This window comes from Aquimarina sp. MMG016 (assembly GCF_018100805.1).
Lineage (GTDB): Bacteria > Bacteroidota > Bacteroidia > Flavobacteriales > Flavobacteriaceae > Aquimarina.
This window is the reverse complement of record NZ_JAGJEA010000002.1, coordinates 462,007-486,253: the sequence shown is the minus strand read 5'-3', so window position 1 is coordinate 486,253 and position 24,247 is coordinate 462,007. Positions and strand designations below refer to the sequence as shown.

The 24,247-nt window shown below is 31.8% G+C and carries 24 protein-coding genes; 14 read left to right on the top strand and 10 right to left on the bottom strand.

Annotated elements, in window-relative coordinates:
• Positions 1-2 precede the first annotated feature (2 nt).
• Together J8M14_RS05125 and J8M14_RS05120 are read right to left on the bottom strand one after the other, a co-directional pair.
• On the bottom strand, positions 3-1,208 hold the full coding sequence (locus J8M14_RS05125; protein WP_211073504.1) for a hypothetical protein: 1,206 nt from the start codon (positions 1,206-1,208) through the stop codon (positions 3-5).
• Positions 1,209-1,242: 34 nt separating this feature from the next.
• Entirely contained in the window at positions 1,243-2,553 is a 1,311-nt protein-coding gene (locus J8M14_RS05120; protein WP_211073503.1) for a DUF4270 family protein, read from the bottom strand.
• A 222-nt stretch (positions 2,554-2,775) separates the two neighbouring features.
• Between J8M14_RS05120 and J8M14_RS05115 the strand changes: the two genes are divergently transcribed.
• Genes J8M14_RS05115 through J8M14_RS05095 form a run of 5 tightly spaced genes read left to right on the top strand, consistent with a single transcriptional unit; the run spans position 2,776 to position 6,913 of the window.
• Entirely contained in the window at positions 2,776-3,684 is a 909-nt protein-coding gene (locus tag J8M14_RS05115) for a DUF6268 family outer membrane beta-barrel protein (protein WP_211073502.1), read from the top strand.
• A complete protein-coding gene (locus J8M14_RS05110; RefSeq protein WP_211073501.1) occupies positions 3,668-4,708 on the top strand; it encodes a kelch repeat-containing protein in 1,041 nt (346 codons plus the stop codon). The genes J8M14_RS05115 and J8M14_RS05110 overlap by 17 nt, the downstream gene beginning before the upstream one ends.
• Before the next feature lie 48 nt (positions 4,709-4,756).
• Complete coding sequence (locus tag J8M14_RS05105; protein WP_211073500.1) at positions 4,757-5,104, top strand: DUF4907 domain-containing protein; 348 nt, start codon at positions 4,757-4,759, stop codon at positions 5,102-5,104.
• 34 nt (positions 5,105-5,138) lie between these two features.
• Positions 5,139-6,167, top strand: a complete 1,029-nt coding sequence (locus J8M14_RS05100; protein WP_211073499.1) for a histidine kinase — start codon at positions 5,139-5,141, stop codon at positions 6,165-6,167.
• Between the two features lie 17 nt (positions 6,168-6,184).
• The gene (locus J8M14_RS05095; RefSeq protein ID WP_211073498.1) at positions 6,185-6,913 is read left to right on the top strand and encodes a LytTR family DNA-binding domain-containing protein; all 729 of its coding nucleotides are present in this window, start codon (positions 6,185-6,187) and stop codon (positions 6,911-6,913) included.
• Between the two features lie 42 nt (positions 6,914-6,955).
• Here the strand turns inward: J8M14_RS05095 and J8M14_RS05090 are convergent, their stop codons facing one another.
• From J8M14_RS05090 to J8M14_RS05075, 4 genes are all read right to left on the bottom strand, one after another.
• Positions 6,956-7,852: a DUF6268 family outer membrane beta-barrel protein gene (locus tag J8M14_RS05090; protein ID WP_211073497.1), complete on the bottom strand. Its 897-nt coding sequence runs from the start codon at positions 7,850-7,852 to the stop codon at positions 6,956-6,958.
• Positions 7,853-8,101: 249 nt separating this feature from the next.
• Positions 8,102-8,692 (bottom strand): hypothetical protein, encoded by a 591-nt coding sequence (locus J8M14_RS05085; protein ID WP_211073496.1) that lies wholly within the window; start codon positions 8,690-8,692, stop codon positions 8,102-8,104.
• A gap of 353 nt (positions 8,693-9,045) precedes the next feature.
• Positions 9,046-9,816 carry a T9SS type A sorting domain-containing protein gene (locus J8M14_RS05080; protein WP_211073495.1) on the bottom strand — a complete coding sequence of 257 codons (771 nt, stop codon included), beginning with the start codon at positions 9,814-9,816 and terminating at the stop codon, positions 9,046-9,048.
• 108 nt (positions 9,817-9,924) lie between these two features.
• Entirely contained in the window at positions 9,925-11,658 is a 1,734-nt protein-coding gene (locus J8M14_RS05075) for an AraC family transcriptional regulator (RefSeq protein ID WP_211073494.1), read from the bottom strand.
• Positions 11,659-11,943: 285 nt separating this feature from the next.
• On the opposite strand from J8M14_RS05075, the gene J8M14_RS05070 reads away from it, so the two are divergent.
• Positions 11,944-13,239 (top strand): hypothetical protein, encoded by a 1,296-nt coding sequence (locus J8M14_RS05070; RefSeq protein ID WP_211073493.1) that lies wholly within the window; start codon positions 11,944-11,946, stop codon positions 13,237-13,239.
• A gap of 35 nt (positions 13,240-13,274) precedes the next feature.
• The gene (locus J8M14_RS05065; protein WP_211073492.1) at positions 13,275-14,786 is read left to right on the top strand and encodes a 3-coathanger stack domain-containing protein; all 1,512 of its coding nucleotides are present in this window, start codon (positions 13,275-13,277) and stop codon (positions 14,784-14,786) included.
• 99 nt (positions 14,787-14,885) lie between these two features.
• Here J8M14_RS05065 and J8M14_RS05060 read toward each other — a convergent pair whose 3' ends face one another.
• The 3 genes from J8M14_RS05060 to J8M14_RS05050 are packed head-to-tail and all read right to left on the bottom strand — an operon-like array spanning position 14,886 to position 16,762.
• The gene (locus tag J8M14_RS05060) at positions 14,886-15,794 is read right to left on the bottom strand and encodes a DUF5777 family beta-barrel protein (RefSeq protein WP_211073491.1); all 909 of its coding nucleotides are present in this window, start codon (positions 15,792-15,794) and stop codon (positions 14,886-14,888) included.
• Positions 15,784-16,332 (bottom strand): YceI family protein, encoded by a 549-nt coding sequence (locus J8M14_RS05055; RefSeq protein WP_211073490.1) that lies wholly within the window; start codon positions 16,330-16,332, stop codon positions 15,784-15,786. Before J8M14_RS05055 ends, J8M14_RS05060 begins: the two co-directional genes overlap by 11 nt.
• Positions 16,325-16,762 (bottom strand): hypothetical protein, encoded by a 438-nt coding sequence (locus J8M14_RS05050; RefSeq protein ID WP_211073489.1) that lies wholly within the window; start codon positions 16,760-16,762, stop codon positions 16,325-16,327. Before J8M14_RS05050 ends, J8M14_RS05055 begins: the two co-directional genes overlap by 8 nt.
• A gap of 440 nt (positions 16,763-17,202) precedes the next feature.
• On the opposite strand from J8M14_RS05050, the gene J8M14_RS05045 reads away from it, so the two are divergent.
• The 7 genes from J8M14_RS05045 to J8M14_RS05015 all read left to right on the top strand — a co-directional run bounded on the left by J8M14_RS05045 (position 17,203) and on the right by J8M14_RS05015 (position 22,505).
• Positions 17,203-18,303: a LytTR family DNA-binding domain-containing protein gene (locus tag J8M14_RS05045; protein ID WP_211073488.1), complete on the top strand. Its 1,101-nt coding sequence runs from the start codon at positions 17,203-17,205 to the stop codon at positions 18,301-18,303.
• 482 nt (positions 18,304-18,785) lie between these two features.
• Positions 18,786-19,643: a hypothetical protein gene (locus J8M14_RS05040; protein ID WP_211073487.1), complete on the top strand. Its 858-nt coding sequence runs from the start codon at positions 18,786-18,788 to the stop codon at positions 19,641-19,643.
• Between the two features lie 96 nt (positions 19,644-19,739).
• A complete protein-coding gene (locus J8M14_RS05035) occupies positions 19,740-20,093 on the top strand; it encodes a cytochrome c (RefSeq protein WP_211073486.1) in 354 nt (117 codons plus the stop codon).
• 10 nt (positions 20,094-20,103) lie between these two features.
• A complete protein-coding gene (locus tag J8M14_RS05030) occupies positions 20,104-20,529 on the top strand; it encodes a hypothetical protein (RefSeq protein WP_211073485.1) in 426 nt (141 codons plus the stop codon).
• Positions 20,530-20,549: 20 nt separating this feature from the next.
• Entirely contained in the window at positions 20,550-21,095 is a 546-nt protein-coding gene (locus J8M14_RS05025; protein WP_211073484.1) for a YceI family protein, read from the top strand.
• A gap of 1 nt (position 21,096) precedes the next feature.
• On the top strand, positions 21,097-22,014 hold the full coding sequence (locus J8M14_RS05020; protein ID WP_211073483.1) for a DUF5777 family beta-barrel protein: 918 nt from the start codon (positions 21,097-21,099) through the stop codon (positions 22,012-22,014).
• A 50-nt stretch (positions 22,015-22,064) separates the two neighbouring features.
• Positions 22,065-22,505, top strand: coding sequence for a thioesterase family protein (locus J8M14_RS05015; RefSeq protein ID WP_211073482.1), 441 nt, complete (start codon positions 22,065-22,067; stop codon positions 22,503-22,505).
• 65 nt (positions 22,506-22,570) lie between these two features.
• On the opposite strand, the gene J8M14_RS05010 is transcribed toward J8M14_RS05015, so the two are convergent.
• Positions 22,571-24,109 carry an NAD(P)H-hydrate dehydratase gene (locus J8M14_RS05010; RefSeq protein WP_211073481.1) on the bottom strand — a complete coding sequence of 513 codons (1,539 nt, stop codon included), beginning with the start codon at positions 24,107-24,109 and terminating at the stop codon, positions 22,571-22,573.
• Between the last annotated feature and the right edge of the window lie 138 nt (positions 24,110-24,247).

The window sequence follows — 24,247 nt, the reverse complement described above, 5'->3', positions numbered from 1 at the left end:
TTTTAATTAAACTTTATTTTTCTAAACCAAATATCTTTCAGACTAAGGTTGATATTGATCAAACTGAAATTTTCTTCTACCAGAATTCCTTCTACCACTCCTCTCCTACCAGAATTATATGATATATTTAGCATAGAAGACCCTCTATTACTTATTGGTATTCCTAAACCTACACTAAAACTATAGTTGTCTATCGTTTGATTATTTACTTTTAAATACCCCGAATCATAATTAAACCCTGCTCTGAATTCTATATTTTGCCAATATTTTAATCCAATCTCTCTCGCACGATATTGTGCGCCTATACTAAAAATCGACTGATCGGTAAACTGGCCAATATTGTCTCTTTGATCCGTATTACCCCATAAGTTTCTTTTATAATCCATGTTAACTGTTAATCCGCTAATGGGTTTGGCACCTATTCCTAAACCAATTTCCATAGGCAACTTGAATGTGTTTATATCTAATCCACTTTCATTGACCTCTTCGGTAAGTATTGCATCCAATGTTTTGGTAATAAAACGATCTTTTGTCCCATCTAATCTGGTGGGTAAATCTGTGGTAAATCCTATAGTATATTTATTGTTTATGTCATATTGAAAACCTACCCCGAATCTGAACCCATTGTAAAAATTATCTTCATCAATATTTAGAAAAGTATCCCCAATTAATACTTGTTCGTTTTCGGCAATAGTACCAAACAAAAAAGAAGTTCTTACCCCAATTCTGAAACCATCATATAATTGATATCCATAATTAAGCCTTAAATCGTTAAGTCCTCCTGATCCGGTGATATTACTCACAAAATTATCTTGGGATCCTTCTACATTACTTTCGATACCAATTAAAGCATACCCTACATCTGTAAAAGGGACTATTGATATTCCCATTCCAGATTTATCATTTACACTAAAGGCTAGAGCTAAATTTGAAAAATTAGCTGCTATTCTATTTTCATCTCTATTATTATTGGATACTGTATTTAATTCGCCCAAAAAACCTATATCGAATAAAAAACTACTCTTTGGAATTGTTGCAAATGAAGCCGGATTAAGGTTGTTAATCATCCTATCACTGCCCAGTGCTAAACCTCCATTTCCTAAAGCACTATTTCTACCGATATTAGAATTAGACTGTACTCCTAATCCAAATAAAGAATATGGAGATCCTGTTAGATTATTAGTCTGCGAATAGGCTACAGTGCTCATAGTTATGATAAAAATTAATAAAAGTTTATGTGTATTATTCATCATAAATGGCATAAGTAACTATTAGTTGGGCTTCAAAATCACTGCTGCTTTCTCCCTCCAGAACAATTCTGTCTACGGTATTGTTAAAATTTTGATTAAAAATGACAATTGAGTTATCATTTTCAGGGCTTTCTGATAATTCATCTTCCAGGTACACGCCCACCGGTATTTCATAAGCTATTTCATTAAACTCCTTGTCTTCTTCATTAATATTGGCAAAAACAAGCCCTTCTCCATTAAAAAGCTGATCACCTAACTCATTATTTTGATCGGCTATTACCACTACAAGCGAGTCTCGAATTGGTCGAAGATCAGAGAAAGTTTGTGGAGGTGGTTTAATTCGTAGTGTTGCGTCCAGAATGGTTCCTGTTCCCGGAATTTCGAAAATATTCTTTATCGTAGGAAATTGAATACGAGTCACCATCCCTACTCCAGCCTGAATATAACTTCTGTTGTTGGATTCTGAGGATGATAAGTTTATTTCCTGATCAATTAAGTTCTCAAAAAAAGTCCCTTCTGTATTACTTTGTATACGATTAAAAAAAGTCGGAAATGTCTCATTAAAATTTATACCCAAATCAAATGTTTCTTCTTCATCTCCAAACTCTCCCGGAATTGTATAAAAAAAACATAAATAGGTTTCTGCATTGTTTATGGTAAACCCAATGATAGAAGAATCGTCATCTGGAGCCGGTTGTAGAGAAAAACCTTTGAATTCATTCCTTAATTCTTCATTATCATTAATGATATTATCTTGTATCTGTTCAAAAACAAGTCGTCCAACTTCTATGGGGATAGAAATGTGCAAAGAATCCTCATCTGTCGGTTCAGGAAAGAAGTTTTTACTTGCTACGGGTATTTCTTCGAACACCTCTCTGCTAGTATTATAAAATACATCATCTTCCGGACGTAGTTCGTCTTTTAATAAATGTACTTGTATTGAGGAAATTTTGGTAGTGTCATTATAAAAATATCTATCGTAGTTTAATATCAAAGCTATACTATCTAATTCTGCATCATCCGGAATTGAATAGTTTGTAGAAGTTAATTCCATATAACTTTCTGCTCGTGTAACCCCAAATATTTCGTCTTTATACTGGCCTATTAAAATTCTATTGGTAGATGAAGTATTGATACTGTCGAATTTATACGTAGATAATTCTACCGTAAAACTATCTATGGATATGATTCTAACATCAGAATCTGTAAAATCCTGACCTACTTCTAACGTAGGTATATCATCTCTTTCGGCACATGATATTAGTAGTATTAATATTAAAAGTATGTGTATTGTGGGTTTCATTTTTATCAGATTTCTCTAACAAAAGAAATAGGCTATAATACCTTATGAAACTATATTATACTTAACCATAGATCATATAGACCAATCTGTGTTTTTTTGCTACTAATACCCTGAAAAATGATTGATAGACAAAATAATCTATTCTGTCTATGAAGATATGATATCTGTATATTTTATTTCTCCTCCCTCCAATACCAGAATACTTTTATCAAAAAATAATAAATGGATCGCCATTTTTTACATATCATTTTCGCATTTGGCATAACCAATATACTTTGGTCTCAGATGCCGGAATTTAATAATGAAATCGCTGGTATTGAGTATACAACGATTCCCGGAATTGGAGAAACAAGTGTACAGAAATATCAGGTTAATGCCGGCTATAGAACTAAGTTACCTAACGGGATGTTAAGCTATGGTCTATCCTATACCTATCATGAGTTTATGTATGCCACAAGCACAGTGCCTTTTGATCCATATTCTTATGAAAACCTGCATGTGATAAGTACAAATCTCTTTTATCAACATACTATTACTAATTCATGGTATATAAACTTAATGATGTCTCCTACTATTCAATCTAACTTAGAAGATGGTATTAGTAATGAGGATATTATTATAAATGCTATGATCACAGGATCAAAGAAATGGGGCAATGCAAATAATTTTTCTATACTAAATTTTGGAGCTGGTTATGGAACTCAATTTGGAAGGCCGAGAATAATTCCGGTGATTTCTTTTAGGTATAAAATAAATAAGTGGAACTACTTTATAGGCTTTCCGGAAAGCGGGATTACCTATCAACCTAATATCAGGCATAAGGTATCTGCAAATGCTTTTTTTAATGGGGTATTTGGAAATATTTCATCCCAGGTTACATTTCCTGATATCGGCACCCATACTAATACTAAGCTACAATATAATACGCTAGATATTGGTGTAGCATATAAATATCGTATTCAACCGAATTGGACCACAGTGATTCGTGCAGGATACTCTCCTTGGAATGAACTAAAAATATTAGATCAAAACAACAATGATATATATGATTTCGAAGCTGACAGCTCAATATTCATATCAATGGGTTTAAAGTTTAATTTAAATAAAAGAAAGAATGAAAAAAACAAATAAAAGACGCAAGCCATTATTGCTAAAACACCTTGAGATAGGTATAATTCTATGCTCATTTATAATGATAACCTCTTGTTCTAGTGATGATGACGAAGATGATAAATTAGGTAACTGGGTAAATCGTTCTGTATTTGATGGAACTCCTCGTAGTAGTGCTGTTTCATTTACTATTGATAATCTTGGATATATGGGTACGGGCTTTGATGGTGATGACTATCTTTCTGATTTTTGGGTATATGATATTGAAGGCAATTTCTGGCGTCAATTGGCTGATTTTGCATCTATATCTGTAGATCAAACTCAAAGCCCTCGCAGCTCTGCGGTGGCATTTACCATTGCTAATGAAGGTTATATAGGACTTGGTTTTGATGGAGATAATGAGTTAGGGGATTTTTATAAATATGACCCTGCCCTAAATGAATGGGCTCCAATAACTTCTTTTGAAGGAACAGCGAGAAGAGGAGCTGTAGCATTTAGCTCCGACACATCAGGATACGTGGGTACAGGATTTGATGGAGATAATGATAAAAAAGATTTCTGGAAATATGATCCCATCGCTGATGATTGGATAGAATTAGTAGGGTTTGGAGGAAGTAAAAGACGAGATGCTACTTCTTTTACTATTGAAGATAAAGTATATATGGGTACAGGTGTATCTAACGGTATTAATCAAGATGATTTTTGGGTATTTGATATAAATACAGAAGTATGGTCACCTCTTACAGATCTTGACACAGATGATTATGATGTAAGGCGCAGTAATGCTACAGGTTTTAGTATTGGTAACAGAGGTTATATTGCCTGTGGAGATACTGGAGTCGGAATAGCCAATTCGGTATGGGAGTATAACCCTGATACGGATTTTTGGGAAGAGAAAACTTCTTTTGAAGGTTTTACAAGACGCGATGCCATCTCATTTTATAACGACAGCAGAGCTTTTGTAGCATTAGGAAGAAGTGGAACATTATATCTCGATGACAACTGGGAATTCTTTCCTTTTGAAATAGAAAATGAAGATGATTAATGTGTCTTTTGTTTGTTTGAATTCAGATAGCTCCTAAACTTATATATAATGAAAAAGGTAATCAACTATATCATGATTTTTAGTACAATTCTATTAGGTGTATTACTAATTAATTCTTTTATAAAACATGAAATAAAGAAAGTTGATTTGTCTACATATTCAATAAAAGTGAAGGAGCTTTCTGATCAAAACGGCTGGTACTATGAAATATATAATGGTAATCAATTATTAATTAAACAGTATAATATTCCTGGAGTATCCGGTAATCAATATTTCAGGACTAGAACAGACGCAGAAAAAATTGGAAAGTTGGTGGTACAAAAATTAGAACAAAAAACAATGCCTGCAATTACCAGGATTGAATTACAAAGTCGTAACATTTATTTTGAAAATTAGTTATATTAAGAGTGTGTATAGAAAAAAGAATAGTTTGAAAAAAACATTTCGAATAAAAGAAGTATGGATACATCTCATTTCATGGGGGTGTTTATTATCATTTCCTTTGGCTACTTCTTTTACTCAATCCGGGAAGTTAGAACCCAATTTTTTAATGCAAATTTTTTTAAACCCTATTGTTTTTTATGCAAACTATTCTTTTCTAGCTCCTAAGCTCTTGCTAAAAAAGAAAATTTTTATTTATATACTATCTTCTATCGGTTTTTTGGTCATCTTCAATTATATGGCAAACTCTATTCCTTTTTTAACTCCATTTGACAGGCTTGAAGATATTCTTCAGGTAAGAGATGGCTTCCCTCCTATTAGAAATATTAAGTACATTATGAGAAGTGTTTTTTCTTTTGCTTTTTTCTTATTAGGTGGTATTTTCTGTTTAATGGTAGATTTTTATAAACGAGATAAAGTGTCCAAAGAAACTGAAGCACAACGCACAGAAACTGAACTTCAGTTTCTTAAAGCTCAATTAAATCCACATTTCTTATTTAATTCTTTAAATAGTGTATACTCTCTGGTACGTAACAAATCTAATGATGCACCAGAAGCTGTATTAACGCTATCAGAACTTATGCGCTATATGCTCTATGAAGCTAATCAAGAAATTGTACCCTTGATCAAAGAAATTGAGTATATTAAGAACTATGTAACATTACAGCGCCTCAGGCTTTCCAATAGTGAAGATGTCAAGATTTCTATAAAAGGACAATATGAAAAGAAAAAGATATATCCATTGTTATTGATATCTTTTATCGAAAATGCTTTTAAGTATGGTACCGATTTTAAAGGTGTTACAGATATTGATATCAAAATACAAATTATTGAAAACAACCTGATGTTTAAAGTTAGTAATGTAATCGGAGTATATCGTAAGAACAAAGATAGTTCTGGTGTTGGATTATCTAATATCCAAAATCGATTAGAGTTGTTGTACCCTGATTCACATACCCTGGAGATTAAAGAAGAAAATGCTAGGTATATTGTGGAACTGGAGCTTATTTTGGAATAAATTTAACAAGGTAAATCATGAAATGTATCATCATTGACGACGAACCACTGGCATTAGGAATTATCAAATCTTATTGCGAAGATATAGGTACCCTGGAAATTGTAGGGTCGTATATCAATGCTTTGGACGCTATTCCTTTATTAAGTGATGGAAAAGTAGACCTGGTGTTTTCTGATATAGAAATGCCACAGATCAATGGCATAGATTTTATTAAGACCTTAGAACATAAACCACTTTTTATTTTCACCACGGCATATTCTCAATATGCTTTAGAAGGTTTTGAGATGAATGCCGTTGATTATTTGGTAAAACCTATCCCTTTTCCCAGGTTTGTTAAAGCTGTTAATCGTGCTAAGGAAATTTTTGAGCTAAGAAAAGGAGGCCAAAAACCTGATTCAAAAGAAGTTACAGGTATTACCTCAAGTTCTACTACTGATCAATTTATTTTTGTAAAGTCAGATTATGATACTATACAAATTAGATTAAATGATATTCTATATGTGCAGGGTTTAAAAGATTATCTAAAAATATATACTGTAGGAGAAAAACCAATACTTACCTTAATGACCTTTAAAGATATTCTATCAAAATTACCCGAAGAGAACTTTATACGCGTACATCGTTCTTATATCGTAAATCTTAGAAATATTAATACCATTCAGCGAAGTAAAATCATCATTTCTGATATTAGAATTCCTATTGGAGATACTTATAAAATAGATTTTTTTACTCGGATCGGTATGTAATAGGTATTGTAGTTTTTAATGTAAACTCAGAAAATCTATTCCTTATAAATTAAAACGATAAACTGCTCCAACCTTTACAAATAAATTACCTATCATTTCAGGGTTAAGACGGTTACGATCATCGTCAAACTCAAAAGCGGATAAGCGAATTGGCAATGTATCTCCCTCCTCAAAAACCTCGTACGAAACACTAGAATAACCAGCTTGTAAACGTAATAAAATACTTTGTTGTAGAAAGCTCTGCTGGAAATAAGGTCCAAATTCTATTACTGAGGATTGGGTGTACAATTGAGGATTACCTTCTTCTTTTTCTAAGCTATAGGATGTCACTGGTGCTTGAAAACCAAAACCTATTGCAGTAGATGGATTAAAACGATAATTTACATCTGCATTAATGGGTAAATTAGCAGTCATTTCCCATTTTTTCTGCTCACTAAGATAATACAATCCTAGTATAGGGGTCGTTAATATACCAAACCCTTCACTGCTCAAATAAGCACCAATACGATATTGTAGCTTCTCACTTTTTTGATATTTTAATATGGCTAATCCGCCGTAAAAAAGATAATTATCATCTGTGTGCAATTTTTCGCTTGCTATTTTAGGTAAGAAAAGATATGTCCCCGACCATCGGTCACTATGTTTGATATTCAACCCTACTTTCAATCGAATAGAATGTAATGTAAACTGATCACCATTAGGAAAAAGATCTAGCCCTTGTTGTGTAAAATCTATTCCTGTAAGAATGGCAAAATTATCATCTAATTTTATTGGGTATGTAATATTTACATTCAATGAAGTAACATTGGTTGTCGCATCATTATTTTCGAACCCAGCATTAAATAAGTTTCCATAATCGACTTTAACCAGATCTACATAATCCTGTGCACAGATACTTTGAATCGTTAAAAAACAAATAAGTAGGTAAGAATATTTCAAAATAATGATTGGATTTTATTTACAAAAAACCAAATATATAATTATATCAGTAAATGAATATACCCGTACTAAAAATTTACATAATTAGTTTGTCAATCTTTTAGAAAGCAAAATACTGTACATTATTTATAGATACATCATAACAGTGATTAGACAAACCTAACAGATAAATAAAAGTCTCTATTTTTTAGTTAAATAGAGACTCCTTTTATTCTATAGATTAATATCTAGAATTTTATTCCCTGCTAACTATTCATATACAGCAGAAAGATTATGGATCAACAAGAACTCATCTCCTTGAATGTCTTCTAAAGTATTATACGTATGAAAATCTTTTGAATTTTCGAAAGTTGCAGGAAAATCATTAATATCATCCTCATCTTCGTATGCATTAGAAGATCCTGCTGTATTAGTTTGTAAAGCAGAAAGTCTATATTGTAGTTTAGTTTTATCTCCCTGTCCATATAAAAATTTGCCATTATTGACTACTAGATATAAAAATCCATCTTCAAATACATATTCTGCCTTAAATATATCACCACTTTCAGAAACTTCAACTTCAGTATCACTAAGAAACTTGAAATAATCATTTGTAAACTCTGTTTCTAATTCTTGCCTATTAAGAGAAATCCTCGAATTATTATAATTGTTCAACACTTCATCAGTAACGAAAGCTAGAGCTCCGTTTTGGTAGAATGTAAACTCTTCATCAAAATTCTTAAAATTAAGAGTTATTGGATAGTTGTCATCTAAATTATTTACAATATCATTTTCATCAGAATCACATGATAAAATAGCAAAGCTACTAATCAGAATAAAAAGAAATTTTACAGTTTTCATAGTTTTTGTAGGTGTTAAATTATGTTTCATTTTGTTTGAGGTAAAATAGCGGCAGCGAAAATATAAAAGATTATGGTGAATGCTATTTAAAATCTTAATTAATTGTTAATAACCACTATTTTATGGTATATATATTTATTCATTTAATATGAATGTTGCAACAAAGTAAAATGTTACCTTGCTTTTCTGTTTTTATTTACAAAATTTCACAATTAACTGAAAATAAAATAGTTACATTACAAGTGTTAGTTGTACGTCCAGAATATTAGTGAGTTGAATTTTAAATTTTATTAATAAAAAACCTCCTTTTACACTATCGCAAAGGAGGTAATCATCATAAATAAAATATGTAATTATAATTTCACAAAGGCTTTAATAGTTGTTTTGTCATCTTTAATAATATGACAATAATATATCCCTGGTTTTAATTTAGAGCTGTCATAGGTAATTACTTTCTTTTTGAATATAAAAACTCTTTTATCCGTAAGGCTATGGTAAGAATTATAAATTAATAATTGTACTTTAGAATCAATAACTCCACTATTCTCTATAAACAATGAGTTTTTAACAGGATTAGGATATAGTTTAAAATCTTCAACAATAGATACAGGTGGCCTTATTGATGAGCTAAGTATCGTAACAGTTTGTTCATAATTACCGAGATTAATATAGCTTGTCGGATCACCGGTATTAGAATATTTCAAGTCTAATTTTATCGTTGTTTCACCTAAACTATCTCTTAAGTAAAGTGCTCTATTTGGTACAATAATTCTCGAACCAGTTATATATGAAAAGCCTCCATCATCATCGTCTTCATCCGGATCAACAACAATAGGTCGTAGAGCACCTCCATCAGTTCCTTTATAAGGATGATATTCTAAACTAAAATAAGGAGATGGCTTATTGGTCATATTTTCTATAGTAATTCGAAAGCCAACAATATTATCTTGATAGAACTGAGAAGGTATTTTTTCAGGAAGTTTCCAAGTAATTTTTCCGGTTGACGAAATTTGCATATTGATGTCAATTAAATGATCGAATACTAATGTATTAGAATTTTGGGATATTGTGTATGAAGTCGCAAATAATAAAAAGCTCCAAAAAAGATAGATATTTTTTTTCATGTAAGAGGTAGTTGTGAGTTTATAGACAAATTACCTAAAAGTTACTGATATCCTGACGTTTATTTATATCAAAAACACACAGATTTATAAATTTGAGGTAATACTACGTTATATTTGAACTGTCTTTTCTAATCGTTTTATATAAAAAGACGGATTCAAGTTGGTTTTGTTTTTAAAAGCTTTTGTAAATGTATTCACACTCTTATAACCTAATTCCTGAGCAATTGCCTGAACCGTATAAGAACGAAACTTACGGTCTTTTTGTAATTGCATCAGTGCATGATTTATTCTAATTTCATTTAAATATTCGCTAAAAGACTGTTTCTTAAACTCATTCAAGGTTTTAGAAAGATAAGTGGTATTAGTATTGATTTTTTTTGCTGTACTATACAAATTACAATCTGTTGATAAGAAAAAAGAAGAATTTTCAAGATTTTTGAGACCGTCGATAATTATTTTAGCTTTTTCATCTTCAATTACTTCCTTATGAATATGTTCCTTCTCTTCTTCTTTTTCTTCCATGTTTTTTAGATTAGAATTTAGCTTTTCCATTAATTCCTGGAAACGTTTTTCATTCTGAGCTACCTTTTTTCTATACCAAACAAAAGCTCCTAGTAAGGTTATAAACATGGTTATAGCAATACCAGTTGCGATTTTTACGTTTAATTTTCCCGTACTTTTCTGCTCTGATAATAAGTCATTCTTAGATTGAAGTCTATTGATTAAAATATCACGCGACCTAAGTTGATCCTGGTATGTGGTATTCATAATTTCCCTATGTTCTGAGCTAAGAGCAATTGCTAAATCTTTTTTTTGTTGAATTTCTGCAATATCTATTGCTAGTTTATACATTTCTTCTAATTTACCAAACTCTTCTGTCTCCTTCATGATTCTAAAATTATCCTGGAGTAAAGAAAGTGCATTGTCGTATTGCTTAAGTTTATAAAAACACTCTGCAATATGATATTTAGCAATCAAAATATTAGGAAAATTATCAGAGTATATTGCACTCAACATTTTTCTACCTTCGTTTAGGTAACCTAATGCAGTATAATATTCCTCTTTTTTATAATAAACTACACCATAGTTTATGTAGAAATCTCCTTTGAGCTCCGGGATCTCATATTGTTCTATTAAAGACAATCCCTGATCATAAGTTTTGATTGCTTCTGATAGTCGATTTAATTCTTCATATGATAAACCTAATGCCAGTAAAACCTGAAGATGAGTCTGTTCAAAGCCTTTGATTTTTTGGTATTCATCTTTTTTTAATTGTTGTATTACCTCTTTTAAGATATCTAAAGCATCCTGGTGTCGTTCTAATTTACTGTGACAGAATCCTATGTTGGCCTTAAATTGTAGTTCTCTCAATTTATAATCTTGAGCTATTGCTATATCCCTGCCTTCATTAAAGGGTATTAATGCTTTCTCAAATATGCCTAGATCAAAAAAAACTGACCCTTTAAGCATATAATTATTTACGAGTTTCTTTTTATTATTTAATGCTATGACATTCTCAATAGCCGCATCCACATATTGTATTGTTTCCAGGTATTTGGATTTACCATAGTTAATATATGCTATTCTAAAATTAGCATAGTGTTGTATATCATAATTATTTTCTTTAATACCTCTTTTCAAAAAATATTTACTGTATACTAAAGCTTTATCCGGATTTTTTAATGAGGTATTTCTGATCATTTTCCTTATTTTCTTTAAGGAATCAGAAGTAGTAATAAAATCAATTACTTCTTGAGTAATTGTGGTATCGATCTCCTGTGTTTTTTCTTCTGATTGTGCATGGGTACAAATAAAGAACAGAAAAAAAAGAACACCAATCATAATCTTTGTGTATGCCCTTAACATTTTGGTTGTTTGATGGATTGTGTGCTGTAAAAATATTTAAAAAAACAGAAGAGTACCGCAGATCTTTGGGTTTATTCAGGTGAATATGCTTTTATACTCTACTATACTTGAAGAAATCTATCAACTACATCAAAAATAGGATTCCTCCAAATTTATAAATCTGACCATACTCTTCTTGTTTCACACTAAGGTATGAGACTACATTTATACCTGCAAATCAAGTTATATATAACATCTTATTATTCATTAAAACTACTTCACATGAAAAACAATTTCACAAGTTCAGTAATAGCATTTTTTATAGTCGCTTTTGGTGTTTCTTTTGGACAATCAAATACATTCCCTTCTAGCGGTAATGTTGGCATTGGCACCACCATTCCTCAGCAAAAACTGCATCTACATTCTAATGCTAATCAAGCAGCGTTCATGCAAATTTCTGGTATTGCGCCAGGGATTATATTCTCTCAAACACATAATATTGGTCCAAATCTACTAGTTCCGGCTATTGGTTTATCTACATCCAATGATCATTATTTTCCGACAGCGATTCCCGGGGATTTTAATGTTAGAGGAGGAGTCAACAGGGATGTACTTTTTGGAACCTTAAAAACAAATTCTATAGATGAACGAATGAGAATCAAAAATAACGGAGATGTGGGTATAGGAACTACTAACCCAAGGCAAAAAGTACATATCCATGAAGATGATAATAAAGAAGCTTTTTTATTACTATCCGGTATTGCACCCGGAGTTTTGTTCTCGCCTTCAGAAACCAGTAGTTTGTTTGTCCCAGGGATCGGTTTATCAACAAGAAACGCACATTATTTTCCAACAGCAGTATCCGGAGACTTTAACATAAGAGGAGCTAATAATGGTGATGTTCTTTTGGGTACACTGACAGGAAATGCTATAAACGAACGTATGCGTATTACTAATAATGGTGATGTCGGTATTGGTACTACATCACCTAATACAAAATTACACGTAGAAGGACAGATTTATTCGTCAAATGCAATTAGAAATAATAGTATAAAACTGGCCGGTAATCGGGGGTTTTTAAAATTAAGACGATACACTGAAGGTGAAAATAATAAATTCAATATCGCATTAGAACCATCAACTACTGAAGTTTCTGAGCTATGGATAAATTCTGATGGAGATTTTAGTAATGGTACCCGAGTAAAGGGAAAAGGGTTGCTTGTGGATCAAAATTTAAGTGTTGGTGGAGCGGATTTTCAACAAGGTTTTGATTTAGCCGTAAAAGGAAAAATAATTGCCGAAGAACTAAAGATTCGCACTTTTGCCAACTGGCCGGATTATGTTTTTACACCTGAATATTCAATAAAATCACTATCCGAAGTTGAAAAATATATCACAAAACATGGGCATCTTGCTAATATCCCTTCTGCAAAGCAAGTTCAAGAGGAAGGTTTTGACTTGGCCAATATGAATGCTTTATTACTAGAAAAAATAGAAGAACTGACTTTGCATACAATAGCGCAGCAAAAAGAATTAGAGTTATTAAAAAAGCAGGTAAATGAATTGAGCTTTAAATAATAATCAAACTTCATAACTTTTTAATATGTAATACTATGAAACATATCATTCTAATCATGGTTATGTTGTTTGGATACCATTCCTGGTCACAATCCATTCCAGAACCCTGCGCAGCAAAACCAACAGAAGCAGCATATCAAAATGCAATCCAAGTAGTGCAACATCGTGCCGGTTTACAACTAGGAGATATCGTTATGCCGAAAACGATTAAATTAAAACCACACATTATAAGAAGCTCCAAAGGTACCGGAGGGCTTACTATTGACGCTTATCAACGAGCTATGAAGCAGCTTGCCAGGGATTATGCAAAAACAAATATTACATTTGATCCTTGTGAGATTAATTATATAGATAATGATATCTTTTTTACTGAAATTATAAAAAGAGAAAGCACAGATAATAAGGGAGTTGAATATGATATGGCCTTGCCTAATATTGATGAAGATGCTTTAAATATATTTTTTGTACCCAATGCTGTAGGGTTTCCCGGATCAGAGTTTAAGATTAACTGGGGATCTTTTTCTTCATATAAGAAACTATACAATAAAAATTGGGTAGTCATGTCTAATGCCTATGCAGATGACACCAACAGTTTTGGAAATCATAAGAAAACCTTGGCTCACGAAGTAGCGCATTATTTTGATCTCTTTCACAGCCACAGAGGACGAGGTGAAGGAGGAATTGATGAACTAGTAACTCGTATACCTATTGCAAATTGCAATCCTAATTGCTCTTCTGCTGGAGACTTAGTATGTGATACTCCTGCAGAACCTAATTTTGATTCAGACAATGATGATTGGCCTGCTGAAGCTGAACTGGTAGATAAAAATTGTAATTATATAGGTACAGGTAGTGATGGTTGTAGAATAAAATATACTCCGAATACGACAAATATTATGTCTTATGCTTATCTCTGTAGAGCTAATTTTACAGAAGGTCAAATAGAGCGTATGCATACATCTATTGTTTTTGATCGCCCTGAACTTGCTTCAGAATGTACCGAAGGTCCTTGTGTAGAAAACCTAACGATTACCACAGTTATTCCGAGTGGTAGTATTGTGAACTATGAAGCTAGTAATGCTATTGTGGGTAGTGCTAATAATCTAATATCAAATCAAGCGTCTGTAATATATAGTGCAAGATATGAAGTGACATTATTACCCAATTTCACCGCAGAATATGGTTCTAATTTTGATATTAATACAGAAGGATGTACTACAACTGGCAGAACGACTAATATATTATCTAACGATCAAGTGCGATCTTCAAAAATCGTTGTAGACAAAGAACCTTTTTCGTTCAAATTATATCCTATTCCATTGCAGAATCAGGGAATAATCACATACTCTTTGGAAGAAAAAAGTAAAGTATCTATACAAATTAAAGATTTAAAAGGAATGATGGTACAACTTGTTTTAGCTGAGAAAAGTCAACAAAAAGGAATGCAAGAAGTATTAATTAATAGGTCATATTTACAATCAGGTGTTTACTTGGTTGATATCAATATAAATGATAAAAAGTACATTAAAAGATTACTAATTAAATAAAGGATTTATAATCTCTGCGATTATAAAATTGGGGGAGTGAGTTTTAAGAAAAGAGGTTGTTTTTGATAGCAACCTCTTTGTTATTAGCAATTATAGATATTATAGTTTTTTTTGACTTAAATGCAAAACGAAAGTAGCATTAAACCCAAAAATAAAATTACCGTCATTGAGGTTAAAATTATTAGGCGTTTGTAATATAAAAGCATCTTCAACCATACCTCTGGTATTCGTCATCATAAATTGTAACATTAAATCACTCATTTCCCAATTTACACCAAGTGAAAAAGCGTCATAGGTTTCAATGGATTTCAATGGGTTCACCACATAGTAGTATTCCGAGGCTATAGATATATGACCTCCAATTTTATATCTAGCCCCAAAACCTACAGCAAAATGATTATGAGGATCCTCATCAAAAGCTGATGAAGCTCTATGAATAAATGTAGGTGAAAGCTGCAATGAGAACTGAGGAGTAAATTTACGAGCAATCAAAATCTGACTGGTATACGCCATTTTATCGGTAAAATCATCAAAAACATTAACATCTACAAAAGGTCTATTGCGTTTACTCTTATAAGAGGCGTTCTGAAACAATGTCAAACTTATAGGTGAACCACCACTCCCCTTTTGCTGATGTAAAAGCCTATACTTAAGGAATCCATCAAAAATACCATCTAGCGTTGTTCCTCCTACTCCAAAAGTTAATCGATCAGAAATACCATACTCTAATGCTATTCTGGCACTCCATTTATCAGCAACAAAGCTTTGACTAGGACGATTAGGAATATTCCAATACCTATTCATTGCTACTACTTGTAATACTCCTTTTTTACGGTTTTCAATAGAATGTCCAATCCCAATACGTGTAGATTTAAAAGTTGCTATTTCATATTGTGGAGTTTCTGGATATTCTTTATCTAGTTTATCAAGTAAACTTTGTGCATATATTGACATACCGAAGCCTAAGTATATAAAAAGGTATGTAAGAAAACGTGTTTTATTTTTCATAAGGCTGATATTCGAATCTAAATTGTATTGATATAGTTTTAGCAATATTGGGAGCCAATACCGGAGGTATTTTGATATCAAAGTCTTTAACTGTAGCTTCAAAATCTCCTATTAATCGATAAGTACCATTTGTATTTTCGATAGTAGTCTTGATTTCTACTTCTTTTGTAATACCATGTATGGTTAAATTTCCTTTAACCATTTTGGTTTGCACTCCTGTTGCCAGAGGCTCAAAATCTATGATTTTACCTTCAAATGTGGCTTTAGGATACAAGTCTGACTCTATATAACTTTCATTAAAATGTTCGTGCATTAATGATTTCTTGAACACAAATGCATTCATGAGCATACTTACTGCTATTTCTCCTTTAGCAAAATCAATTATACTTAATACTTGATTATTTTTTGCCTCTATATTTTCTACTGAAGTATAGGAGAAGAATGAAACCTGCCCCTGACGAGTCATGAATTGATCCGATGTGGTATCAAAGCCCGTAATGGTTATTAAGAGTAATATTAGAATAATAATTTTATTCATTGATTTGGTCATTATTAATCAGAACACAATTTAGTAATATTGCGTCTTTTAGAAATCCTTTACAGATTCCTTTTAGTTTTACTTTTTGGCCTTTTGTAAGTTTTTTTACGTTTTCAATTTGATCGGATTGCATATCGCATAAAACACTAGTATATTTTGTGTGTCCATACAATAAAACTGTATTTCGATTATTATAAAAATTGATTTCCTTTACAGTACCATCAATTTCAACAACTTTGTTTCTATACACAGAGTTTGCATTTTCTTCATTAAGGATAAATGATGAAACTAACTGACCAGAATCAATTTTAACTTCTGGAGAAACATTTTTGATATCATCCACTCTATTGTTATATACTCCAAAATAAATATATAAACCAACCAAAATAATTAGGCTTAAGAAAATCGATATGTAAATGTTTTTATTCATTGTTTATCCGGACAAATATACTTTATACTTAATATTTAGTGCTAGTTTATATCTTACAAATTAAATATAATTCAAACTTAAAAAATCATCTAATTATAGCTAGTTTATATTTTCAATATGATAAAAATAAAAATGTAACCTGTAATGATAACACAAATATGGTTATCGTTAAAAAGCATAAGACTGTTTTGTCTTTAATTGTTTTCATGGTTTGTCAATTTGAATTACCGTAACAAATAAACTATGAATTCAGTTTTTATAACATAAAATGTTAGTAAAGGCGAAAAACTGGCTCTGAAAAGGAAAAAATACGATTGGAAAGAATCACATTTTTTGATTAGTAAAATGAAAAGCAAAAAAATATGCTATTTTCGTTTCCTGAATCATACCTATAGTAACACTTTGGACGTTTAGTCTTAACAATTGTTTTGTCACCAACGATGAGAAAGGATAAATTATATTTTTTGACTTTTATTTCGATATCGATTATTTTTTTAATCATAGCCTCCCTGAGTGTAAAATATTTTATAAAAGTCAGTGCAAATCAACTCATTGAAGTTCAACTAGAATCAAGCAAACGAGAAGCTAATGAGATTTCTCGACTGGTAAGTTATCAATTAACAGGAGGTGTAGACAAAAAAGAAATCATACAGAATATCCAGAATACTATTGAGAATACACATCACGGAGCCTCTTTTATTTGTGTTATGGATTGGTCAGGAAAAGAAGTATGTCATCCTGATAAAACCAAAGTTGGTGAAAAAGTAAACTCCAATCAATCGCTTCTCAATTCTTTAAACGAGGAAAATAGCTCTGATAAGTTGTATGATCTATTAATGAATCAGATAGAAAAGAATGAAAACAATGACGTTATTTCAGAAATTATATATCTATCACCAGTTGAAGACTCTGATCTAATTGTTGCGGCTCATGCTAATTTAGATAAGATATCTGCTCAGACTCGACAGCTTAAAACCAGCTTTTATACGATATTTATAATAATGGGAGTGCTAATCATCTTATCCACTGTTTTTGTGGTTCGTATTTTAGGTAGTTATTATGAGAAACAGTTAGAACTCAAAAACACGAACCTGGAAAGTGAACTAATAAATCTATCTAAACTAAATGCGGATTTAGTGACATATCAGCAAAAAATTGTTGACGACAATACTAATGAAGAGCAAGCTGAAGCATCATCAGATTCCGGAAAAAAGAGAATCTTGACATACATAAGAAATGAATTGATTCCAATACCTATTAATAACATTGCCTACATCTATACAGAGAATACGATAACCTATGTAATCTGTTTTGATGGTAAAAGATCAACAAGCAATAGTAGTTTGGATGATATTTATACCAGTTTAGATTCTTCCTTATTCTTTAGAGCAAATCGACAATTTATAATTAGTATCTCAGGGATCGAAAAAATAATCAAATACGGTAACAATCAGCTTAAAATTTTGGTTAACGATAAAGACGTAGAAATCATAATCAGTAAAAATAAAGCTGCAGAGTTTAGACAATGGTTGAATATCTAGAGATATTATAGTTTTTTCATTTCCTTTTTTTCCTTTTTAAACGCTTATTTTCCCTTTCGCCATTTTTAATTCTAAGACAAATAATATCTTCCTTTTATTTGTCTCATCAATTTATAATTAGAGTTCTAAATAGTCTTTTACTATTTATGGATACGAAAATTTTGAAGTTGAATTTGTTTTTAAAGTTTTAAGTAGACGCAAGTATATCAGGTTAATCTTTAAGTACATTGGGGGTTTTTAAAGAAAACTTGATAATAATCGACTACACTCCTGCCGGCTTTTGTCGGCAGGATTTTTTTTGGTCTACTTTTTATATATACATCAAAACTTACTAATACGATTCAAAAAGTCTGAAAAACCATAATTTATTCAACGCTATTTTTTCCTCTTCAACGTCAAATATTCCCTCTCACAAACATTAGTTTGAGATATAGCCTTCTGTTGGCGGTTATTTGCCTCATAAATCATAAATAATCTTAAAAATGAAAAAATCAATTTTCTTACTGTTCGCTTCAATTACTTTATTATACAGTTGTAGTAGTGATGACTCGGATCAACAACCAAATCCAGAACCATTAGCTAGTACTGTAAAGCTAGCTGATAATGCCACACACGGAAAAATTCTAACCGATACCAATGGAATGTCCCTTTATTTCTTTTCCAGAGATACTAAAGGAGAGTCAGCATGTAATAGCGACACATGTCTTGGAGCCTGGCCAATATTTTATACGAATAACTTAGTATTAGACGAAGGTTTAGAAGCTGCAGATTTCGGTACAATTACCAGAGCAGATGGCGAAAAACAAACAACATATAAAGGTTGGCCTCTGTATTATTATATCAATGATAATGCTGCTGGGGAAACCAGAGGGGATAAAGTTGGTAACAACTGGTATATCGCAAAACCTGATTACTCTATAATGTATGCAGAAGCACAATTAGTGGGTAGAGATGCTGAAGGTAATGATCAGAATTTCAAAAGTGATTACACGCCTGGTGATGAACTTACATTTTACATTACTAATGCTAAAGGAAGAACGATCTATATTTTTACCAAAGACACTAACAATACTAATAACTATACTTTGGAAGACTTTTCTAATAATGGTGCCTGGCCAGTGTTTCATTTCGATATAGAAAGGGTTCCTAGTATTCTAGATCCTAATGATTTTGGAACCATAGATGTGTTTGGGACAAAACAACTCACGTATAAAGGAAGGCCTTTATATTACTTCGGTGGTGATACAGAAAGAGGTGATAATTATGGTATTAGTGTACCTGAACCAGGTGATTGGCCAATTGTTAATGTAGATACCTCAGAAGCTCCTATTCCATTATAAGAGACAATTTTAATTTAATGTTTGTTTAAGTAGTTAGTTGATCATTAAGAGGAAGAAAGAACAGCTTTCTTCCTCTTATTCTAAAAAACCTTTAAAATGAATACTATTTCAAAAATTAAATACATCCTTGCAATTTTAGTGTTCTCTATAACCTTTTTTTCCTGTGAAAATAATGTTGAAGAAGAAACACCAATTATAGGAAGAGATGAACCTTGTGATCCCGATATCTCTTTTGTTGCCAAAATTAAACCCATCATTGATGGTAGTTGTATCAGATGTCATGGTGGTAGTCAAGCTCCTGATTTAAGAACTTATGCGGGAATAAGTAATAACGCTGCCCGTATCAAAACACAAGTTGTAAACAGAACCATGCCACAAGGTGGATCACTAACCAACGAACAAATCGAATTGATTCGTTGTTGGATAGAAAACGGAGCGCTAAATAATTAAATCAATTCTAATGATAAAAAAGACAAAAATCAAGATCACTATTTTTTTGTTATCTACCGCTTTGGTTATTCTATTCATTAACATAGCTATATATAACAAACCACATATAAACGTAGCTAAATCTACTCCAGACATCTCTTTGGTATCTCAAAAACTATTAAATGATTTTGAAAATGATGAAAATCTAGCTAATTCAAAGTATTTAGAGCAAATCATACAGGTAACCGGGAAAATATCAGAACTAAGTAAAACTAAAGAAAACCTGGTGGTTACTTTGAATAATGATAACTCACTAGGTAGTGTTATGTGCCATTTATCGGTAGAGGAATCAAAAAAAGCAAAAGGATTAAAAATAGGAGAAAATATTACTCTAAAGGGAGTATGCACGGGATATCTAATGGATGTAATCCTTATCAAGTGTGTAATCATTAATTAATTATCAAAATCAAACATATTATGAAAACACTTAACATATTATTATGCCTTTTATGCTTTTCTATGCTTTCGCACGGACAACAAAGGTTCTTAACCAAACAAGGATATACTTCATTTTTTTCCAGCTCACCTATGGAGGATATTAAAGCTGACAATAATCAAGTATTAAGCATTATTGATACATCTACAGGGACTATCGCTATTTCTATTCTTATGAAATCTTTTCAGTTTGAAAAATCATTAATGCAAGAACATTTTAATGAAAACTATGTAGAATCTGATAAATACCCTAAAGCAGTTTTTAAAGGTCAAATTGCAAATTTTGAAGGATTAAACAATAACGAACAAGAAATAAATATAAACGGAAACATAACTATTCATGGAGTTACTAAACAAATACAAACCACTGCAAAAATTATTCGGACTGATAAAAATATATCTCTTAAAGGGAAATTCCCTATAGAAGTCGCAGATTTTGACATCGAAATCCCATCAGTAGTTGTTAATAATATTGCCAAAACTATAGAAGTAACCTTCGAGTTGGATCATAAACCGTACAACAAATAAAATGAAGAATATATTAGTAATCGCAGCCTTAATGGCCATTAACGTGCAAGTATTTGCACAAGATGATCTTTTGGATATACTGGATAGTGAAGCACCTCAGACAAAAGACTATGTCACTTCTACTTTTAAAGGAACCAGAATACTTAATGGTCATTCTATAGAAAATCGTAAAAAAGGAACACTAGAATTTGTAATATCTCACCGTTTCGGAAGGGTAAATTTAGGTGCTGATGAATTATATGGATTGGATCAGTCTAACATTCGTTTTGCTTTTGAATATGGATTAACAGACGATATCATGCTAGGAGTTGGTAGAAGTAGCTTTGACAAAACTTATGATGGATTCATTAAGTATAAAGCATTAAAACAAACTTCTGGAAAACAGTCATTCCCTATAAGTTTATCAGTTTTTGGAAGTGTAGCGTATAGAACTTTAAAGGATTTTGATCCAGCAGATGAACCTAGTTTTAGTCAAAAATTGTCATATGTAACACAAGTTTTAATAGCTAGAAAGTTCAGTCCATCATTTTCCTTACAGCTAACACCAACGTTTATTCATAGAAATTCTGTAAAAATAGATCAAGACCCTCATAATATCTATGCGATGGGAATCGGTTCCAGATTAAAACTAACCAAAAGAATATCTATAAATGGAGAGTATTATTATACTGCTAATCCTTTAGAATCCATTGATGCATCTAATTCCTTGGCATTTGGGGTAGATATAGAAACAGGTGGACACGTGTTTCAAATCATCTTATCCAATTCAATTACAATGATTGAGAAAAGTTTTATCACAGAATCTACAGATGATTTTTTTGAAGGAGACATTCATTTAGGTTTTAATATTTCCAGAGCTTTTCAATTTGGTAAACGTAAAGAAAAGCAACTAAAGAAAATGAAAGAATCTGAGCATTGATTCTAAAGAAGTGAGTGTGTAAAGTTTAGGTTAAAAAAACGAAATTAGTAATGATATATAGAAAAACATATAAAGTAAAAGGAGAAGATGTAAATGATTTTATGGTCATGCAAAATTTTGCATATCATTCTTATGCGTCATCAATTTTCAAATCTTTTTTATTCGAAAAAGGATACTCTAAACGTAAGTTAAATGCTTCAAAAATTGACATTCAGGAATATCATAGAACACTAACACATCGAAAGCCTTTAATGTTTATGCAAGATTTTTTTGTGAATATGGAGTTTGTAAACAACGCCGATAACAAAAAAATAAGTATCAAAAACCGTTTTTTTAATACTAAAAATGAATTGTGTGTAACAGCAATCACACAGCTCTATTGGTTCGATTTTAATAATCAAAAAGTTATTGCTATGCCAAAAGATATATTGGAATGCTTTTTACCTGAACCATTTTGCCCCCTCACAAGACGCTTGCAGGTAAATTCGTAGATTATTTATTTGATTAAAAGTGTCGGAAAAGCCTCTATATGAGGCTTTTTTTTTATAAAACACGTTTAATTTGCAGGTGGTTCTTGATTATTTTGAGGTCTTCGGAATAATTCTAAATATGCCTCTCCAATGTTAGAAATAATATCACCAGCAATTAATGATTCAAATCCTGCCTTATGGGCTACAATATCACCAGCACTTCCATGAAGGTATACTCCAAAAATAGCAGCGCGGAGAGGATCATATCCTTGCGAAATTAAACCTGTTATCATACCCGTAAGTACATCACCGCTTCCTGCTGTTGCCATTCCTGGGTTTCCATTATTATTTACATAAAGCTGATCTCCATTAACAATTATAGAATTTGCACCTTTAATAATTACAATACAATTGTATTTTTTAGAAAATGTTTTTACCCTTTCGATTTTGTCAAAATCATCCATCCACTTCCCTACTAACCTTTCTAATTCTTTTGGATGAGGAGTCAAAATAGTGTTTTTAGGAATTTTATCAAGAAATTCAGGGTGTTTTGCCAAAATATTAATCCCATCCGCATCTATAACTAATTTTGATTCGTTCTCATCTAAGAAATCACCAAAGGCACGAATAGTCTTTTCTGCAGTTCCCAAGCCAATACCAATACCAATTGCAGATGGTTTGAAATCTAAACTGATTTCTTCTAACTCATCATCACTATCCGCAATTACCATAGCTTCTGGTACAGAAGTTTGTAACACCTCATAGCCACATTCGGGAATATAAGCGGTAGTTAACCCGGCACCAGTTCTTAAAGCTGCTTTAGTAGCTAGAACCACACTACCTATTTTTCCGTAACTACCACCTATTAAAACACAATGTCCATAGGTTCCCTTATGCGAAAATTTATCTCGTGGATGATATAATGAGACCACTTCATGCTTAAGTACTAGCTCTGCAATACCAGCTGTTTGCCCTATAAAATTTTGATCTAATCCTATATCAATTACTTCTAGATCCTGAGAATAATGAGCAGTCTGTGGTAAAAAGAAAACTAATTTTGGTAACTGAAATGTCGAAGTGACTGATGCATTGATTACACCTTTCGGATTATCCGGTAATTTGTCAGTATACAACCCAGAAGGAATATCAATAGACAATGTAAAACACCTAGAAGTGTTAATATGCTCGATTAATGAAATTACCCAGGGTAATAACGGTCGATTTAGTCCTATCCCAAAAATAGCATCTATTACCATATCCTGTGGTCTGATTTCCGGAAAATCTTCTTCGGATTTAATCTGAATTGGCCATTCCTTTGCAATTTCTTTTAAACGATCATAATTGGCTAAAAAATCCTTCGATCTGTTATCACTAAAATTTACTATATAAGTAGTAACATTATACCCGTGTTCTAGCAATAACCTGGAGATTACCAAACCATCTCCCCCATTATTTCCTATACCACAAATCACGTGAATTGGTATGGGAGCACCTTGTAATTTGTTATGAATAATTGTAAAGATTTGGGTTGCGGCACGTTCCATTAATTCCAGGGAAGTAATTTTTTCGGATTGCATTGTGGCTGCATCGGCCATTCTCATCTGTTGGGCAGAAAATATTTTCATTAGGTTTTATTAAGAATCTTATAACGAAACTATTCTTTAATTGTTGAATTAACAAAAGTTTATATATAACATTAATTTTGTTTTCTCTAAAAGTAAAAAATTATACTTTTGGTAATGTAAATATACCAAAGCAAATGT

Coding starts and splice junctions, on each gene's coding strand:
- J8M14_RS05125 (WP_211073504.1), bottom strand. CDS start 1,208: ATGAGCACTGTAGCCTATTCGCAGACTAATAATCTAACAGGATCTCCA.
- J8M14_RS05120 (WP_211073503.1), bottom strand. CDS start 2,553: ATGAAACCCACAATACACATACTTTTAATATTAATACTACTAATATCA.
- J8M14_RS05115 (WP_211073502.1), top strand. CDS start 2,776: ATGGATCGCCATTTTTTACATATCATTTTCGCATTTGGCATAACCAAT.
- J8M14_RS05110 (WP_211073501.1), top strand. CDS start 3,668: ATGAAAAAAACAAATAAAAGACGCAAGCCATTATTGCTAAAACACCTT.
- J8M14_RS05105 (WP_211073500.1), top strand. CDS start 4,757: ATGAAAAAGGTAATCAACTATATCATGATTTTTAGTACAATTCTATTA.
- J8M14_RS05095 (WP_211073498.1), top strand. CDS start 6,185: ATGAAATGTATCATCATTGACGACGAACCACTGGCATTAGGAATTATC.
- J8M14_RS05085 (WP_211073496.1), bottom strand. CDS start 8,692: ATGAAAACTGTAAAATTTCTTTTTATTCTGATTAGTAGCTTTGCTATT.
- J8M14_RS05080 (WP_211073495.1), bottom strand. CDS start 9,816: ATGAAAAAAAATATCTATCTTTTTTGGAGCTTTTTATTATTTGCGACT.
- J8M14_RS05075 (WP_211073494.1), bottom strand. CDS start 11,658: ATGATTGGTGTTCTTTTTTTTCTGTTCTTTATTTGTACCCATGCACAA.
- J8M14_RS05070 (WP_211073493.1), top strand. CDS start 11,944: ATGAAAAACAATTTCACAAGTTCAGTAATAGCATTTTTTATAGTCGCT.
- J8M14_RS05065 (WP_211073492.1), top strand. CDS start 13,275: ATGAAACATATCATTCTAATCATGGTTATGTTGTTTGGATACCATTCC.
- J8M14_RS05060 (WP_211073491.1), bottom strand. CDS start 15,794: ATGAAAAATAAAACACGTTTTCTTACATACCTTTTTATATACTTAGGC.
- J8M14_RS05055 (WP_211073490.1), bottom strand. CDS start 16,332: ATGAATAAAATTATTATTCTAATATTACTCTTAATAACCATTACGGGC.
- J8M14_RS05050 (WP_211073489.1), bottom strand. CDS start 16,762: ATGAATAAAAACATTTACATATCGATTTTCTTAAGCCTAATTATTTTG.
- J8M14_RS05045 (WP_211073488.1), top strand. CDS start 17,203: ATGAGAAAGGATAAATTATATTTTTTGACTTTTATTTCGATATCGATT.
- J8M14_RS05040 (WP_211073487.1), top strand. CDS start 18,786: ATGAAAAAATCAATTTTCTTACTGTTCGCTTCAATTACTTTATTATAC.
- J8M14_RS05035 (WP_211073486.1), top strand. CDS start 19,740: ATGAATACTATTTCAAAAATTAAATACATCCTTGCAATTTTAGTGTTC.
- J8M14_RS05030 (WP_211073485.1), top strand. CDS start 20,104: ATGATAAAAAAGACAAAAATCAAGATCACTATTTTTTTGTTATCTACC.
- J8M14_RS05025 (WP_211073484.1), top strand. CDS start 20,550: ATGAAAACACTTAACATATTATTATGCCTTTTATGCTTTTCTATGCTT.
- J8M14_RS05020 (WP_211073483.1), top strand. CDS start 21,097: ATGAAGAATATATTAGTAATCGCAGCCTTAATGGCCATTAACGTGCAA.
- J8M14_RS05015 (WP_211073482.1), top strand. CDS start 22,065: ATGATATATAGAAAAACATATAAAGTAAAAGGAGAAGATGTAAATGAT.
- J8M14_RS05010 (WP_211073481.1), bottom strand. CDS start 24,109: ATGAAAATATTTTCTGCCCAACAGATGAGAATGGCCGATGCAGCCACA.